The organism is Streptococcus cristatus, from assembly GCF_019685515.1.
GTDB lineage: Bacteria > Bacillota > Bacilli > Lactobacillales > Streptococcaceae > Streptococcus.
Window position 1 is genome coordinate 685,126 of the sequence record NZ_JABFFN010000001.1, and the last position, 15,729, is coordinate 700,854.

Annotated in this window: 16 protein-coding genes; 12 read left to right on the forward strand and 4 right to left on the reverse strand. The window is 42.3% G+C overall.

From position 1 onward, the window contains the following. Positions 1-900, forward strand: coding sequence for a zinc metalloprotease HtpX (gene htpX, locus FOA33_RS03280; RefSeq protein ID WP_221160631.1), 900 nt, complete (start codon positions 1-3; stop codon positions 898-900). Between the two features lie 44 nt (positions 901-944). Here htpX and FOA33_RS03285 read toward each other — a convergent pair whose 3' ends face one another. Both FOA33_RS03285 and FOA33_RS03290 read right to left on the reverse strand, forming a co-directional pair. Further along, positions 945-2,504, reverse strand: a complete 1,560-nt coding sequence (locus tag FOA33_RS03285) for an ATP-binding cassette domain-containing protein (RefSeq protein ID WP_221160632.1) — start codon at positions 2,502-2,504, stop codon at positions 945-947. A gap of 437 nt (positions 2,505-2,941) precedes the next feature. Further along, the gene (locus FOA33_RS03290; protein WP_221160633.1) at positions 2,942-3,271 is read right to left on the reverse strand and encodes a helicase BlpT; all 330 of its coding nucleotides are present in this window, start codon (positions 3,269-3,271) and stop codon (positions 2,942-2,944) included. 167 nt (positions 3,272-3,438) lie between these two features. Between FOA33_RS03290 and FOA33_RS03295 the strand changes: the two genes are divergently transcribed. The 7 genes from FOA33_RS03295 to FOA33_RS03325 all read left to right on the forward strand — a co-directional run bounded on the left by FOA33_RS03295 (position 3,439) and on the right by FOA33_RS03325 (position 12,599). Continuing rightward, on the forward strand, positions 3,439-3,981 hold the full coding sequence (locus tag FOA33_RS03295) for a YceD family protein (protein WP_221160634.1): 543 nt from the start codon (positions 3,439-3,441) through the stop codon (positions 3,979-3,981). Beyond that, positions 3,982-4,611, forward strand: a complete 630-nt coding sequence (gene nth, locus FOA33_RS03300; protein WP_000244429.1) for an endonuclease III — start codon at positions 3,982-3,984, stop codon at positions 4,609-4,611. A 210-nt stretch (positions 4,612-4,821) separates the two neighbouring features. After that, positions 4,822-5,343 (forward strand): bifunctional pyr operon transcriptional regulator/uracil phosphoribosyltransferase PyrR, encoded by a 522-nt coding sequence (gene pyrR, locus FOA33_RS03305; RefSeq protein WP_000850018.1) that lies wholly within the window; start codon positions 4,822-4,824, stop codon positions 5,341-5,343. An 18-nt stretch (positions 5,344-5,361) separates the two neighbouring features. After that, positions 5,362-6,285 carry an aspartate carbamoyltransferase catalytic subunit gene (locus FOA33_RS03310; RefSeq protein ID WP_221160635.1) on the forward strand — a complete coding sequence of 308 codons (924 nt, stop codon included), beginning with the start codon at positions 5,362-5,364 and terminating at the stop codon, positions 6,283-6,285. A gap of 49 nt (positions 6,286-6,334) precedes the next feature. Beyond that, complete coding sequence (locus FOA33_RS03315; RefSeq protein WP_221160636.1) at positions 6,335-7,414, forward strand: carbamoyl phosphate synthase small subunit; 1,080 nt, start codon at positions 6,335-6,337, stop codon at positions 7,412-7,414. Positions 7,415-7,866: 452 nt separating this feature from the next. Next, the gene (gene carB, locus FOA33_RS03320; RefSeq protein ID WP_221160637.1) at positions 7,867-11,043 is read left to right on the forward strand and encodes a carbamoyl-phosphate synthase large subunit; all 3,177 of its coding nucleotides are present in this window, start codon (positions 7,867-7,869) and stop codon (positions 11,041-11,043) included. A gap of 221 nt (positions 11,044-11,264) precedes the next feature. Beyond that, complete coding sequence (locus FOA33_RS03325; RefSeq protein ID WP_221160638.1) at positions 11,265-12,599, forward strand: Nramp family divalent metal transporter; 1,335 nt, start codon at positions 11,265-11,267, stop codon at positions 12,597-12,599. A 114-nt stretch (positions 12,600-12,713) separates the two neighbouring features. Here the strand turns inward: FOA33_RS03325 and FOA33_RS03330 are convergent, their stop codons facing one another. After that, on the reverse strand, positions 12,714-12,956 hold the full coding sequence (locus tag FOA33_RS03330; protein WP_000710762.1) for a type B 50S ribosomal protein L31: 243 nt from the start codon (positions 12,954-12,956) through the stop codon (positions 12,714-12,716). 95 nt (positions 12,957-13,051) lie between these two features. Next, entirely contained in the window at positions 13,052-13,987 is a 936-nt protein-coding gene (locus tag FOA33_RS03335; RefSeq protein ID WP_221160639.1) for a DHH family phosphoesterase, read from the reverse strand. Positions 13,988-14,090: 103 nt separating this feature from the next. Between FOA33_RS03335 and FOA33_RS03340 the strand changes: the two genes are divergently transcribed. The 4 genes from FOA33_RS03340 to crcB (FOA33_RS03355) all read left to right on the forward strand — a co-directional run bounded on the left by FOA33_RS03340 (position 14,091) and on the right by crcB (FOA33_RS03355) (position 15,612). Beyond that, positions 14,091-14,534 (forward strand): flavodoxin, encoded by a 444-nt coding sequence (locus FOA33_RS03340; RefSeq protein WP_001162124.1) that lies wholly within the window; start codon positions 14,091-14,093, stop codon positions 14,532-14,534. 117 nt (positions 14,535-14,651) lie between these two features. After that, positions 14,652-14,918: a chorismate mutase gene (locus FOA33_RS03345; RefSeq protein WP_221160640.1), complete on the forward strand. Its 267-nt coding sequence runs from the start codon at positions 14,652-14,654 to the stop codon at positions 14,916-14,918. Next, a complete protein-coding gene (gene crcB / locus FOA33_RS03350; protein WP_221160641.1) occupies positions 14,915-15,289 on the forward strand; it encodes a fluoride efflux transporter CrcB in 375 nt (124 codons plus the stop codon). Before FOA33_RS03345 ends, crcB (FOA33_RS03350) begins: the two co-directional genes overlap by 4 nt. Then, positions 15,283-15,612: a fluoride efflux transporter CrcB gene (gene crcB / locus FOA33_RS03355; RefSeq protein WP_221160642.1), complete on the forward strand. Its 330-nt coding sequence runs from the start codon at positions 15,283-15,285 to the stop codon at positions 15,610-15,612. Before crcB (FOA33_RS03350) ends, crcB (FOA33_RS03355) begins: the two co-directional genes overlap by 7 nt. Positions 15,613-15,729 lie beyond the last annotated feature (117 nt).

Consider the following 15,729-nt stretch of genomic DNA (forward strand, 5'->3'; position numbering starts at 1 on the left):
ATGTTGTTTGATCAAATTGCGAGCAATAAACGAAAAACTTGGATTTTATTGCTGGTTTTCTTCCTACTCTTGACCTTGGTTGGTTATGCGGTTGGTTATCTCTTCATGCGCTCAGGTCTTGGTGGCATGATCATAGCCCTAATCATCGGTTTTGTCTATGCTTTGACCATGATCTTTCAATCAACAGAGATTGTCATGTCCATGAATGGAGCGCGTGAGGTTGATGAACAAACGGCACCAGACCTCTACCATGTAGTAGAAGATATGGCTATGGTCGCTCAGATTCCTATGCCGCGTGTTTTCATCATTGAGGATTCTTCTTTAAATGCCTTTGCAACAGGTTCGAATCCGCAGAATGCAGCTGTCGCAGCCACTTCAGGCCTTCTGTCTATCATGAATCGCGAGGAACTGGAAGCTGTTATGGGGCATGAAGTCAGTCATATCCGAAACTACGATATTCGCATTTCGACCATTGCTGTTGCCCTTGCCAGTGCCATTACCCTTCTGTCTAGTATGGCAGGACGGATGATGTGGTGGGGTGGCGCAGGTCGCAGACGGAGTGATAATGATCGTGACGGAAATGGTCTAGAGATTGTCATGCTTGTTATCTCTCTCTTAGCCATTGTTCTGGCACCTCTCGCAGCAACCTTGGTGCAATTAGCCATTTCCCGTCAGCGAGAATTCCTAGCGGATGCATCCAGTGTGGAGCTAACTCGCAATCCTCAAGGGCTGATCAATGCACTGCGCAAGTTGGATAATAGCGAGCCGATGCACCACCATGTTGACGATGCCAGCAGCGCTCTTTATATCAATGATCCCAAGAAAGGTGGGGGACTTCAAAAACTCTTTTATACCCACCCACCTATCTCAGAACGAATCGAACGTTTGAAACACATGTAAAAAAAATCCAGAGGTCGTCTCTGGATTTTTGCTATGTTCAACATTTATAAATCTTGTAAATCGACAACTTCCAAACCATGTTCGGTCAAACGATTGAGACTGGTACAGACCTCTTTTAGGAAACGTCTGTCATGTGAAACAGTGATCAGACCGCCTGGATAGGAGGCAAAGAGTTTTCTGATTTCAGGTTGAGAAGTGGGGGAGAAATTTCGGGTAGGCTCATCGAGAAGAAGAAAGTTTGGTTTGCGCAGGACTAATTCCAAGAGAAGCAGTTTACCCTGTTGCCCACCAGATAGGGAGCCGATTTGGTGCTGCATCTCTGGATAGCTGAAATTGAGACTGGCTAGGTGGGATTGGATTTTCTGTAGTTCCTCTTTTTCCCCAGTTTTGCTGAGATAGGCTACTGGAGATAGATCCAATTGCAGTTTTTTATGGTAATCTTGTGGCATAAAACCAAGCGAAATCTCTCGTTTATCACCTAGTAGTTGCTGTAACTTGGCTAACAGAGTTGATTTTCCAACACCATTTGGGCCGATGATACCGATTTTATCTTGGCCACGGACAGTTAGTTGTAACTCCTGAGCTAAAATGCGCTCGCCAATGGACAAATTTTCTTTTTCCAGTTGGATTAAGACTTTAGAAGCCGGTAATGGTTGGATATCTGAAAAGAAAAGTTGGATTTGTTCCTCTTCAAGTGGCTTTTGGGTCATGGACTGAGCTTCCTTTTCAAATCGTTTTTCTTGAGAGAGAACAGTTTTCATCTTTTTAGCCAGTAGGCGCCCAGCAACATCGTTTTTAGTGTTACGCAAGGCAGTTTCTACATTCTGCTTAACGCGACGATGTTTTTCCATGGTTCTATCATGGGCTCGTTGGTCGTTAGCAGCTTGCTGACTTTGTCTGGCAAAACTAGCCTTTCTCTGCTCACTATAGCGATCATAGTCTAAATGCTCGACTAGCGTTTCCGCTTCTTTTCGATGCTTGACCAGTCGCAAGTGGACAATAGTATCTGCCGTTTGAGAAAGAAAGTCTTCATCATGGGAAATGAAAATAACAGTTTGCCTAATCTTTCGAATCTGACCTTTTAGCCAATCAACCGTCTCAAGGTCTAGGTCATTTGAAGGTTCATCTAAAAATAGAATCTCAAAGGGTTTGGCTAATTCATGTATGAGCTGAATTTTCAAAGCCTCGCCCCCTGATAGACTGCCAATTTCTTGATCGCTAGCAAAACGGTCGCTATCAAAGTGCAACTCCTCCGCCAAACGATAAAGAATACTGTAGTCTAAATCAGCAGAATCCAAAAAGAAGTAGTCATGTAGAGTTTTCTTTTTCAGGTCCTCAGCTAGTTTTTGAGGAATGTAGGCCAGTGATTGAAGGTCAGACTGAATGTCGCCCTTGATAGTAAAATCAGGTAATGCTTCCCCCATTAAAGCTCGTAGTAAGGTCGATTTGCCATTTCCTTCTTCACCAATAATAGCAACCTTTTCCCCGTCTTGGATAGTCATGGTTAGGTCAGATACAAGATCTCGTAGATCTTTGTTTTGCGTGATGGTTAGATGATTGATTTTTATCATATTGTTGCCCTTTCTAGAATGTCGATAGTGCATAACAAAAAGCTCTACTTTATCTAGTAGAGCCCAAAGTCACTGTTAAAAACTCTATTATCCTCGTTGAAAAACTCGTCAAACTAGCTTGGAGTTGCCTAACCCAACCCAATAGGAGAATAGCTTTCTAGTTTTTTGAATTTCAATGGGGACAAGATACTAGAAAATCTAGTATAAAAAGAGCACACAAAAAGAGACAAAAACAAGATCTACTAAATAAAGGTTCTTTATTTGATAGACTTAGTTGTTCATGTCTCCCTTACCTCCGAGTATTAGTACCTCTATCCTATACTTTTCAGAAAATTTTGTCAATAGAAAACAGGAAATTCTAGTTTTTATACTCAATGAAAATCAAAGAGCAAACTAGGAAGCGATCCGAAGGCTATACTTGGGTACGGCAAGGCGAAGCTGACGTGGTTTGAAGAGATTTTCGAAGAGTATCAGAATCCAAAAACAGGTCCATAGAGAGTTAGTACGTGTTTGACATGCTCATAATGGAACTTGTCATAGTTGCGCCAAGCGTTGCGTGCTTGGTCGTTTAGTTTTAGACTGCCCAGTCCAATCAGAAGACTGGTACGTTGGTAAAATTTCTCGAGGTCGATTAAGATACTGTTGTCCAACTTTTCCGCTTTTTTAAGTTCCTGTAGAGTGGTGTTCAGCAGCTCTTGCAGTCGAAGATCATCGGCTGTTCCTTGTTTGCAGCTTTGGTAGCTTTTATTTAACTCGGAAAGGAGTTGGTAAGCTTCAGTGATGAGTGCTTTGTCTTCCATATGAGCATCCTCCTTGCTCTGATCTATTCTTGCCTATAGTATAGCACTAATAGGAAGGTTTGTCATAGTAAATATGTTAAAAATGAGATTTTAATATCAAAGTTTGGAAAGCTGACTTACAGCCTTTTCATGGTATAATCAAGTGAGTACATCTTTATGGAGGAAATATGAAGTTAAACATTCAAGAAATTCGTAAGCAGCCTGAAGGCCTACACTTTGAACAAGCTTTAGACCTGGCAGCAGACTTGTGTAAACGGAATCAAGAAATTTTAGATGTCAAAGATATCCTTGCAGTGGGGAAGGTGCAGTATGAAGACCGCATGTATTTCTTAGATTATCAACTATCTTACACTATTGTTCTTGCTTCCAGTCGCAGTATGGAGCCAGTAGAGTTGGCAGAGTCTTATCCAGTGACAGAGGTTTTCATGGAAGGCGCAACCAACCAACTAGATCAGGAAGTTTTAGATGATGATTTGGTCCTGCCTATCGAAAATGGGGAAATCGACCTTGCTGAGAGCGTAGCAGATAATATCTTGCTAAACATTCCTATCAAGGTCTTGACAGCTGAAGAAGAAGCTGGTCAAGGATTTGTTTCAGGTAATGACTGGCAAATCATGACTGAGGAAGAATACCAAGCTCAACAAGCAGTCAAGAAAGAAGAAAACAGTCCTTTTGCTGGCTTACAAGGACTATTTGATGGAGATGAGTAGATGGTTTTATCCAAGAAACGTGCCCGTCATGTCATAGAGGAAATTATTGCCCTTTTTCCAGATGCCAAACCAAGTCTAGATTTTCGCAATCATTTTGAACTCTTGGTTGCAGTGATGCTGTCAGCCCAGACCACGGATGCAGCGGTAAATAAGGCCACACCAGGGCTCTTCGCAGCCTTTCCAACGCCACAAGCCATGTCTGTAGCGACAGAGAGTGAAATTGCTTCACACATTTCTCGCCTGGGACTGTATCGAAATAAGGCTAAATTTCTTAAAAAATGTGCCCAACAGTTACTAGACGATTTTGATGGTCAAGTGCCTCAGACTAGAGAGGAATTAGAAAGTCTAGCTGGTGTTGGTCGTAAAACAGCAAATGTAGTACTGAGTGTGGGGTTTGGAATTCCTGCTTTTGCAGTGGACACCCATGTGGAGCGTATCTGTAAGCATCACGATATCGTTAAAAAATCAGCTACGCCACTTGAAGTAGAAAAACGTGTCATGGACGTTCTACCACCAGAAGAGTGGTTAGCAGCCCACCAGGCCATGATTTACTTTGGACGAGCTATCTGCCATCCCAAAAATCCAGAATGTGACCACTATCCCCAATTATATGATTTTAGTAATGTTTGAGGGGACTCTGAAAAAGTTTTTGCTTGATTTTAAGGGTGCTTTGTGCTATAGTAAATGATAACTAAATAGTCCTTTAAACCTGTCCCGTGAGGCAGGCAAGGAGCATGATAAAGTAGAAAGGTGAAGTCTATACTGTTTACAGTAGGGCTTGCTTGGCTATACATTTCAAGTCTCCTTGTAGAAGGAGACTTTTCTTTTTGGAGGTTTGTCATGAAGACAAAAGAAGTTGTAGACGAATTGACTGTTAAACGAGCGATTACGCGAATTACTTATGAGATTATCGAGCGCAATAAGGATTTGAATAAAATTATCCTAGCTGGGATAAAAACGCGTGGTGTTTTCATCGCTCATCGTATCAAAGAACGCTTGGAGCAGTTGGAAAATATCACTGTTCCTGTTGTGGAATTGGACACCAAACCTTTCCGTGATGATGTTAAAAGCGGAGAAGATACTTCTTTGATTTCTGTTGATGTGACAGACCGTGAAGTTATCTTGGTGGATGATGTGCTTTATACAGGTCGTACCATCCGTGCTGCTATCGATAACATTGTCGGACATGGTCGTCCTGCGCGCGTGAGTCTTGCGGTGCTAGTAGATCGTGGACATAGAGAATTGCCAATCCGTCCAGATTACGTTGGGAAAAATATCCCAACCAGTCGTTCTGAAGAAATCATTGTAGAGATGACAGAACTTGATGGCCAAGACAGAGTTCTGATTACTGAAGAAGCTTAGAAAGCTGAAGGAGTAGCCATGTCAGAAAATCAACAAGCATTGAACCATGTGGTTTCTATGGAAGACCTCACTGTTAATCAAGTGATGAAATTGATTAAGCGAGGAATTGAGTTTAAAAACGGAGCCCAACTTCCCTATGAAGACCATCCGATTGTTTCAAATCTTTTCTTTGAGGATTCTACACGGACACATAAGTCCTTTGAAGTGGCAGAGATTAAGCTAGGGCTGGAGCGGCTTGACTTTGATGTGAAGACCAGCTCGGTAAATAAGGGTGAGACACTCTATGATACCATCTTAACCTTGTCTGCGCTTGGTGTAGATGTCTGTGTGATTCGTCACCCAGAGGTCGATTATTATAAAGAACTGATTGCGAGTCCAACCATTACGACTTCCATTATCAATGGTGGAGATGGCTCAGGACAACACCCTAGTCAGAGCCTGCTTGATTTGATGACCATTTATGAGGAATTTGGTCACTTTGAGGGTCTCAAGGTTGCTATTGCAGGTGACTTGGACCACTCACGTGTTGCCAAATCCAATATGCAGATTTTGAAACGCTTGGGTGCTGAACTGTTCTTTGCAGGACCTGAGGAATGGAGAAGTCAAGAGTTTGCGGACTATGGACAGTTTGTAACTATTGATGAGATTGTTGATCAGGTGGATGTTTTGATGTTACTCCGAGTTCAACATGAACGCCATGAAAGTGGAGCCGTTTTTTCAAAAGAAGACTACCATGCTCAACACGGCTTAAACCAAGAACGCTATAATCGCTTAAAAGAAACAGCAATCATTATGCATCCTGCTCCAGTTAATCGAGATGTGGAAATTGCTGATCACTTGGTTGAAGCGCCAAAATCACGCATTGTCCAACAAATGACCAACGGTGTCTTTGTTCGAATGGCAATTTTAGAATCCGTATTGGCGAGTAGAAACGCCAACTAAAACACAAGACGTTAAAAGACGCCAGTGAGCGTCCACGAGAGGTGAAAATATGACAAAAAGACTTCTAGTATTAGAAGATGGCACAGTTTTTGAAGGCAAGGCCTTCGGAGCAGACATTGATGTAACAGGCGAAATCGTCTTTAATACAGGGATGACCGGCTATCAAGAATCCATTACAGACCAGTCTTATAATGGACAAATCTTGACCTTTACCTATCCTTTGGTGGGAAATTATGGAATTAACCGTGATGATTATGAATCCATCATTCCAACTTGTAAAGGAGTTGTTGTTTTCGAAGAAGCGCGTAGAGCAAGTAACTGGCGCAACCAAATGACCTTGGATGAATTTTTGAAAGCCAAGAAAATCCCTGGTATTTCAGGAATTGACACCCGTGCTCTTACAAAAATTATCCGCAAGCATGGTACGATGCGTGCAACCCTTACACATGTTGGCGATACCATGGACCATATCACAGCCCAGCTCCAAGCAACAGTCTTGCCGACAGACAATATCAAACAGGTTTCTACTAAAACTTCCTATCCAGCTCCTGGAGTTGGTTTGAGCGTGGTGCTAGTGGATTTTGGACTCAAGCACTCAATCCTACGTGAACTTTCTAAGCGTAACTGTAACGTGACGGTTGTTCCGTATTCAACAACAGCAGAAGAAATTCTCCACCTCAATCCTGACGGAGTTATGTTGTCAAATGGTCCAGGTAACCCAGAAGACATTCCAGAAGCACTGGACATGATTCGTGGTGTGCAAGGGAAAATTCCAATCTTTGGTATCTGTATGGGACACCAACTCTTTGCCATGGCAAACGGGGCTAAGACCTACAAGATGAAGTTTGGTCACCGAGGATTTAACCACGCTGTACGTGAGATTGCTACAGGACGCGTAGACTTCACCAGCCAAAACCATGGTTATGCAGTTAGCCGTGAGGACTTGCCAGAGCACTTGATTATTACTCACGAAGAAATCAATGATAAGTCAGTTGAAGGTGTACGTCACAGATACCAACCAGGTTTTTCCGTGCAATTCCACCCAGATGCAGCTCCTGGTCCACACGACGCTAGCTACCTCTTTGATGAATTTATCGAGATGATGGAAGCTTTTAAACAATCAAACTAAGAACGAGTAAAAGAGCTCGTCGGAGAATTTATGTAACTGAACACGGACGGAAAGCTCGGAATTTAGAGAAACCAACTTGGATTGTCAATTCTTCCTTGGTTTCCTAAAATTCAATCGCTCTCTATTCGTCCTTTGTATCTTATTTAATGTCGCTCTGTGAGGCGACGAATAGAAAGGCAGGTCGTTTCTTTTAATCGCTATCAGGCGAACTAAAAACTCCCTGCACTAGATTTTTTACCGAAAAAATATCGTTTCTCTAAAAAAATCGTCGGAGAATTTATTTAATGGCAACCTGAGAGTTGCCGAATAGAAAGGAGAAGGGTGGTCCGTATTTGCTGAACTGAATACGGGCTACGGACGGTGCTAAAAAGATAGTTATTCCTAGAACTGATAGTTCTTCGTCATAACTCCTATTTTAGCTTTGTCCGCTTGACGCCCTTAATATCTTATAAATGCCTAAACGTACTGATATTCAAAAAATTATGGTGATTGGTTCTGGTCCGATTATTATTGGTCAGGCTGCTGAGTTTGACTACGCGGGGACCCAGGCCTGCTTGTCTTTGAAAGAGGAAGGTTATGAGGTTGTCTTGGTGAACTCAAACCCTGCCACTATCATGACAGATAAGGAGATTGCGGACAAGGTCTACATCGAACCGATTACACTCGAGTTTGTGACACGTATTCTCCGTAAGGAACGTCCAGATGCTTTGCTTCCAACTCTTGGTGGTCAAACAGGGCTCAATATGGCCATGGAATTGTCTAAAAATGGTATCCTAGATGAGCTTGGAGTAGAGCTTCTAGGTACTAAATTGTCTGCCATTGACCAAGCAGAGGACCGTGACCTCTTTAAACAATTGATGGAAGAGCTTGAGCAGCCAATCCCTGAATCTGAAATTGTCAACACAGTGGAAGAAGCTGTTGCCTTTGCGGCGTCAATCGGCTACCCTGTCATCGTCCGTCCAGCCTTTACCCTAGGTGGTACTGGTGGTGGTATGTGTGCCAACGAGGAAGAACTACGTGAAATCGCTGAAAATGGGTTGAAACTGTCACCTGTTACCCAATGTTTGATTGAACGTTCGATTGCAGGTTTCAAGGAAATCGAATACGAAGTCATGCGCGATTCAGCTGACAATGCCCTCGTTGTTTGTAACATGGAAAACTTTGACCCCGTTGGGATTCATACAGGGGATTCTATCGTATTTGCCCCTGCGCAAACCATGTCAGACTATGAAAACCAAATGCTTCGTGACGCGAGCTTGAGCATTATCCGCGCTCTCAAGATTGAAGGTGGGTGTAACGTTCAGCTGGCCCTTGATCCCCATAGCTTTAAGTACTATGTCATCGAAGTAAATCCTCGGGTATCGCGTTCTTCAGCCCTTGCTTCTAAGGCGACGGGTTACCCAATTGCCAAATTGGCAGCTAAGATTGCAGTTGGATTGACCCTAGATGAAGTTATTAACCCAGTTACAGGTTCAACCTATGCCATGTTTGAGCCAGCCCTTGACTACGTCGTTGCAAAGATTCCACGTTTCCCATTTGACAAGTTTGAAAAAGGTGAGCGCCGTCTTGGTACCCAGATGAAAGCGACTGGTGAAGTCATGGCCATCGGTCGTAACATCGAGGAGTCACTTCTCAAGGCATGTCGTTCACTTGAAATTGGCGTTCACCACAATGAAATGCCTGAACTTGCAGCAGTTTCTGATGATTCCTTGATTGAAAAGGTTGTCAAAGCCCAAGATGACCGTCTCTTCTACGTATCAGAAGCCATTCGCCGTGGTTACACACCAGAAGAAATTGCTGAATTGACAAAGATTGATATCTTCTATCTGGATAAACTCTTGCATATCTTTGAAATCGAGCAAGAATTAGGTGCCCATCCACAAGATCTAGAAGTCTTGAAAACAGCTAAACTCAATGGATTTTCAGACCGTAAGATTGCGGAACTCTGGAAAACGACAGCTGACCAAGTTCGCCAAGTTCGCTTGGAAAACAAGATTGTCCCAGTTTACAAGATGGTCGATACCTGTGCGGCAGAGTTCGACTCTGAAACACCATACTTCTATTCAACCTATGGCTGGGAAAATGAGTCTATCAAATCTGAAAAGGAATCCGTTCTTGTCCTAGGTTCAGGTCCAATCCGTATCGGTCAAGGAGTTGAGTTTGACTACGCAACCGTTCACTCTGTTAAGGCTATCCAAGCAGCTGGTTACGAAGCCATCATCATGAACTCAAACCCAGAGACCGTTTCTACAGACTTCTCGGTATCTGATAAGCTCTACTTTGAGCCATTAACTTTTGAAGATGTTATGAATGTTATTGACTTGGAGCAACCAAAAGGGGTTATCGTTCAGTTTGGTGGTCAAACAGCTATCAACCTTGCGGAGCCATTAGCCAAAGCAGGTGTGACCATCCTTGGTACGCAAGTCGCTGACCTAGACCGTGCGGAAGACCGTGACCTCTTCGAGCAAGCCCTTAAAGACTTGGATATTCCACAGCCACCAGGTCAAACGGCTACCAATGAAGAAGAAGCAGTGCTTGCTGCTCGTAAGATCGGTTTCCCAGTTCTCGTTCGCCCTTCATATGTCTTGGGTGGACGTGCCATGGAAATCGTTGAAAACGAAGAAGACCTCCGTTCTTACATGCGTACAGCTGTTAAGGCTAGTCCAGACCACCCAGTTCTTGTTGACTCTTACATTGTTGGGCAAGAGTGTGAAGTTGATGCCATCTCAGACGGAGAAAATGTTCTCATCCCTGGTATCATGGAACATATCGAACGTGCCGGTGTCCACTCAGGTGACTCAATGGCCGTTTACCCACCACAAACCTTGTCTCAAAAGGTGCAGGAAACCATCGCAGACTATACCAAACGCCTAGCAATCGGTCTTAACTGTCTTGGGATGATGAACATTCAGTTTGTCATCAAGGATGAAAAAGTCTACGTTATTGAGGTCAATCCACGTGCCAGCCGTACTGTTCCATTCCTTTCTAAGGTGACTAATATTCCTATGGCTCAGGTAGCGACTAAGTTGATTCTTGGTCAAAGTTTGTCAGAACTTGGCTACCAAGATGGTCTTTATCCAGAAAGCACTCGTGTTCATATCAAGGCGCCAGTCTTCTCCTTTACGAAACTAGCCAAGGTAGATAGCTTACTCGGGCCTGAAATGAAGTCAACAGGGGAAGTCATGGGTTCTGATACAACTCTTGAAAAAGCTTTGTACAAGGCTTTTGAAGCTTCTTACCTACACTTGCCAACCTTTGGGAATGTTGTATTCACCATCGCTGATGATGCCAAAGATGAAGCCTTGGACTTGGCTCGTCGTTTCCAAAATATCGGCTACGGTATCCTCGCAACAGAAGGGACAGCAACCTTCTTTGCCAGTCATGGACTCGAAGCCAAACCTGTTGGTAAGATTGGTGACGATGAACAGGATATCCCAAGCTATGTCCGTAAAGGAAAAATCCAAGCGATCATCAATACTGTCGGAACCAAACGAACTGCTGACGAAGATGGTGAGCAAATCCGTCGTTCAGCCATTGAACATGGTGTGCCACTCTTTACAGCCCTAGATACAGCTAATGCCATGCTTAAGGTGCTTGAAAGCCGTAGTTTTGTCACAGAAGCGATCTAGTTGAGAAAGCATTTTCACAGTTTTAAAGCCAGCGTTTTCTGACGCTGGCTTTTACAATACTGATATTGCCTATTTCAACTATCATTTCTTTTCTTAGGAATCATTCCAAAATGTGATATAATAAGGGTGAATTGGAAATAGGTAAACTATTTTCATCATTCTTTCAAAAAAATATTCTATTAAGAAATATGTAAAGACAGATTAGAAAGTGGGAAATCCCTATGTCCTCTTATGAAAAAGTCTCTCTTTCTGAGATCAATCAATCTATTGAGACTCCAAATAACAATCATTTTTGGCAAAATCTAAAAGCATTCTTAGGACCTGGTGCACTTGTGGCAGTTGGCTACATGGATCCTGGAAATTGGATCACCAGTGTGGTTGGTGGCGCCTCCTACAAGTACAGCCTTTTATTTGTTATTTTAATTTCATCCATCATTGCTATGCAGCTACAACAGATGGCTGGGAAGCTCGGTATCGTGACTAGGATGGACCTAGCACAGGCAACAGCTCATCATGCTCCCAAGTGGCTTCGCTATAGTTTGTGGGTGATTTTAGAATTAGCTTTAATGGCGACAGACTTGGCTGAGGTTCTAGGTTCAGCGATTGCCTTAAATCTTTTGTTTAAAATACCGATTATGATTGCTATCCTCTTAACCGTTTTAGATGTGTTTCTTTTGTTGTTGTTGATGAAATTTGGTTTCAAAAAAATTGAATCTATTGTTACGACCCTTATTTTAACCATATTAGCCATCTTTACCTATCTTGTGGCCTTATCCAATCCAAGTATCCAGGGGATCATTGGTGGTTATTTGCCAACTTCAACTTTATTTGAAACACCGTTACCGGGTCATGAAAGTCAATTGACCTTGGCTCTAGGGATTGTAGGAGCGACAGTCATGCCCCATAATCTCTATCTCCATTCCTCTCTATCCCAAACAAGGAAAATCAATCACAAAGATAAGAAGGATGTTCGAAAAGCAGTTCGCTTTATGACCTGGGATTCAAATCTTCAGTTGTCCCTAGCCTTTATTGTCAATTCCTTACTTCTCATTTTAGGTGCCTCCCTCTTTTTTGGTCATGCGTCTGAAATTTCAGCTTTCTCCCAAATGTACAATGCTTTACAGGATTCGACGATAGCAGGAGCAATAGCCAGCTCAACTCTGTCAACTTTATTTGCTCTAGCCCTCTTAGCAAGTGGTCAAAATTCGACTATTACAGGCACTTTGACAGGACAGATTGTCATGGAAGGCTTCTTACATCTAAGATTGCCTCAGTGGCTTATCCGTATCGGTACCCGTATTTTTGCCTTGCTACCTGTGATTATAGTCGCCGTTTTATTTGGGCATCAAGAAAAAAACTTGGATCAGTTATTGGTCTATTCACAGGTCTTTCTTTCAATCGCTCTTCCGTTTTCAATTTTCCCCTTGATTTATCTAACCTCTAAAAAGTCACTGATGGGAGAATTCACCAATGCCAAGTGGAACACCATCCTAGGTTACGCAGTTTCTATTATCTTAACCATTCTCAATATCAAACTTCTTTTCGATACTTTTTAAACTTGTTTGAAATTAGTTCTCGGCACTAGCTTAAAGCTTGATATTGAGATAATAGTAGTGGTTGGTTCATAAAAAGAAGTGCAAAAAAAGAACAGTTGAAACTGTTCTTTTTTATTATTTGAGACCGTATTTTTTGTTGAAACGATCCACGCGTCCATCTGCTTGAGTGAACTTTTGACGTCCAGTGTAGAATGGGTGTGAGTCTGATGAAATTTCCACACGGATCAATGGGTAAGTTTCGCCTTCAAACTCAACAGTTTCGTTAGAGCGTTTAGTTGAACCGCTAAGGAATTTGTAACCAGTAGTTGTGTCCATGAAGACGACTGGGCGATATTCTGGATGGATATCTTTTTTCATTTTGCAATATTTCCTTTCTGCCATGGTCTCTTTGCGAGCCATAGATTGTTACCATACTAGTCTATCAGATTCTGAAAAGTTTGGCAAGTATTTTATCAGTTTTTAAGCAAGTTTTTTAACTTTTGATAGATGATTTCGTTTTCTTCTAGACTATAGGAATTGGCGCCACTAGCTAATGGATGTCCTCCTCCGTCGTGTTCTTTGGCAATTTCATTGATAGGGGTGATTTTACTGCGCATACGCACACGGAAGTGACCGTCAACTTGCTCAACAAAGATGGCCCAAGCCTTAACGGTATCAATTCGACCAGGTGCTCCGACAATCGCAGCCGTTTCAGCATCCGTAACCTTATATTTTTCCAAGATGTCTTGAGTAAGCAGAACGCGTGCAGCCCCATTATCATCAACTTCCAAATGATCATAGACATACCCTTGAAGTTTTGCAATCTTGAAACTCATGGTATCCATTTGACGAGACAATCCAGCAAAGTCAAAATCAATTTCTCGGAGCTGGCCAGCTATTCTAAAGGTACGGGCACTAGTTGAAGGGTAGAGAAAACGCCCAGTGTCCCCGACAATTCCTGCATAGAGAAGTCGTGCGGCTTCTCTAGACAAAGTTAGCTGATTTTCTTGAGCAAATAATGCAATCATTTCACTAGCACTGCTTGAACTTGTATCCACCCAAGATAGGTCACCATAGATATCATCATTTGGATGGTGATCGATTTTGATGATGAAAGCAGCTTGTTCATAGCGTTTATCATCGATACGAGGACGATTCGCTGTATCACAAATAATAGCAAGAGCTCCTTGGTAGTCACTATCTTCAACAAGATCCATTTCCGCCATCCAGGTTAGAGTTGGTTCGTTATAACCGACTGCTTTGATAGTCTTTTCTGGAAAATGGTGTGTGAGAAGAGCTTTCAAGCCCACTTGACTCCCTAAGGCATCAGGATCTGGTTTCATATGACGATGAATGATAATGGTATCGTATTCTTTGATTTTCTCTAATATTTGCTGGCAAATTTCCATAAATAACCTCAATTCTTTCTCATTTCATTGTAGCACAAGAATTTTTATTTTTAAAATGAAAAAGATATGATATAATGGAGAAAGATAAATTGAGGAGGACGATATGGCATTAGCAAAAATTGTATTTGCCAGTATGACCGGTAATACCGAAGAAATTGCAGATATTGTAGCAGACAAATTACGTGACTTGGGCTTGGATGTCGATGTTGATGAATGTACGACTGTTGACGCTTCAGACTTCTTGGAAGCGGATATCGCAATCGTTGCGACTTACACCTACGGAGATGGAGAATTGCCAGATGAGATGATGGACTTCTACGAAGACCTAGCAGATCTCAACTTGAATGGCAAAATCTACGGAGTGGTCGGTTCAGGAGATACCTTCTACGACGAATTCTGTAAGGCCGTTGATGACTTTGATCGCGTTTTTGTAGCGACAGGAGCAGAAAAAGGTTCAGAGTGTGTTAAAGTGGATCTGTCTGCCGAAGATGAGGACATCGAACGCTTGGAACAATTCGCAGAAGAATTGGCTGCAAAAGTAGGATAAGAATCAAACTGCGCTGACTGGAAGAAGTCAGTGCGTTTTTTTATTAGTTTTTTTGGGATTTTACTAGCCTATTTAGAAGCTTTTTGATACAATAATTCAAATAAAGGAGGACACTGTATGAATTTAGATATTATTCGCCAAGAAATTGATCAAATCGACGACCAAATCGTCAAGCTCCTAGAAGAACGAATGCAGTTGGTTGAGGGAGTAGTTGCCTATAAGAAAGCCTCAGGAAAACCTATTTTAGATACCAAGCGAGAAGAAATCATTTTTGAAAAGGTCAAAAATCGAGTAGAGGATAAGCGTTATCAGAAGACTATTGTCGCGACTTTTTCAGACATTCTCAAACGTTCGCGTGATTATCAGGATCAAAACATCAAATGAAAAAAGAACAATTCTATCCGCTAGGGATATTTTTAGCTGCTATGTTGGGAGGCCTTGGCCGCTATTTTCTATCTAGTCTGTTGCCAACCAGTCCTGACTTTCCTTGGGGAACCCTCCTTGTGAATTATCTGGGAATTTTCTGCTTAGTCTATCTGGTAAAAGGCTATCTGGTCTATAAGGGAAGCAGTAAAGGTTTGGTTTTGGCGCTGGGGACGGGTTTTTGCGGAGGTTTAACAACTTTTTCTAGCCTAATGCTTGATGCCGTGAAATTGCTCGATACCGGGCGTTATCTTAGTTTAGTCCTGTATTTGATTTTTAGTATTGGTGGAGGTCTGCTCTTGGCTTATGTTCTAGGGAGGAAGAAATGGTAATCGTTTATCTTTCAATCGCCTGTGGATTCGGAGCCCTAGTGCGGTATTTCTTTTCCCGATATAATCAATCCTCGAAATTGCCCCTAGGAACTCTCATAGCCAATCTTCTCGGTTGTTTTTTGATTGGCTTGCTCTACAACCATGTGGAGTCTAAGGAAGTCTATGCTATCCTAGCGACAGGTTTCTGTGGTGGGTTGACGACCTTTTCAACTCTGAATGACGAGCTGCAAAAACTGTTAAGTGACAAGAAGGTATTTTATAGCTATTTTCTCTTAACTTACCTAGGCGGTTTTCTAGCGATTTTTTTAGGAATTCTGCTATAAATTTCTTTACTTTTAGGCGGAAATTTGGTAAACTGTATCTTGTGTGTAATGGACGCACAAAAATACAGTTTATCCGCTGAGGAAGGTTCCTCAAGATTGACAAAGATAGGAGAATAA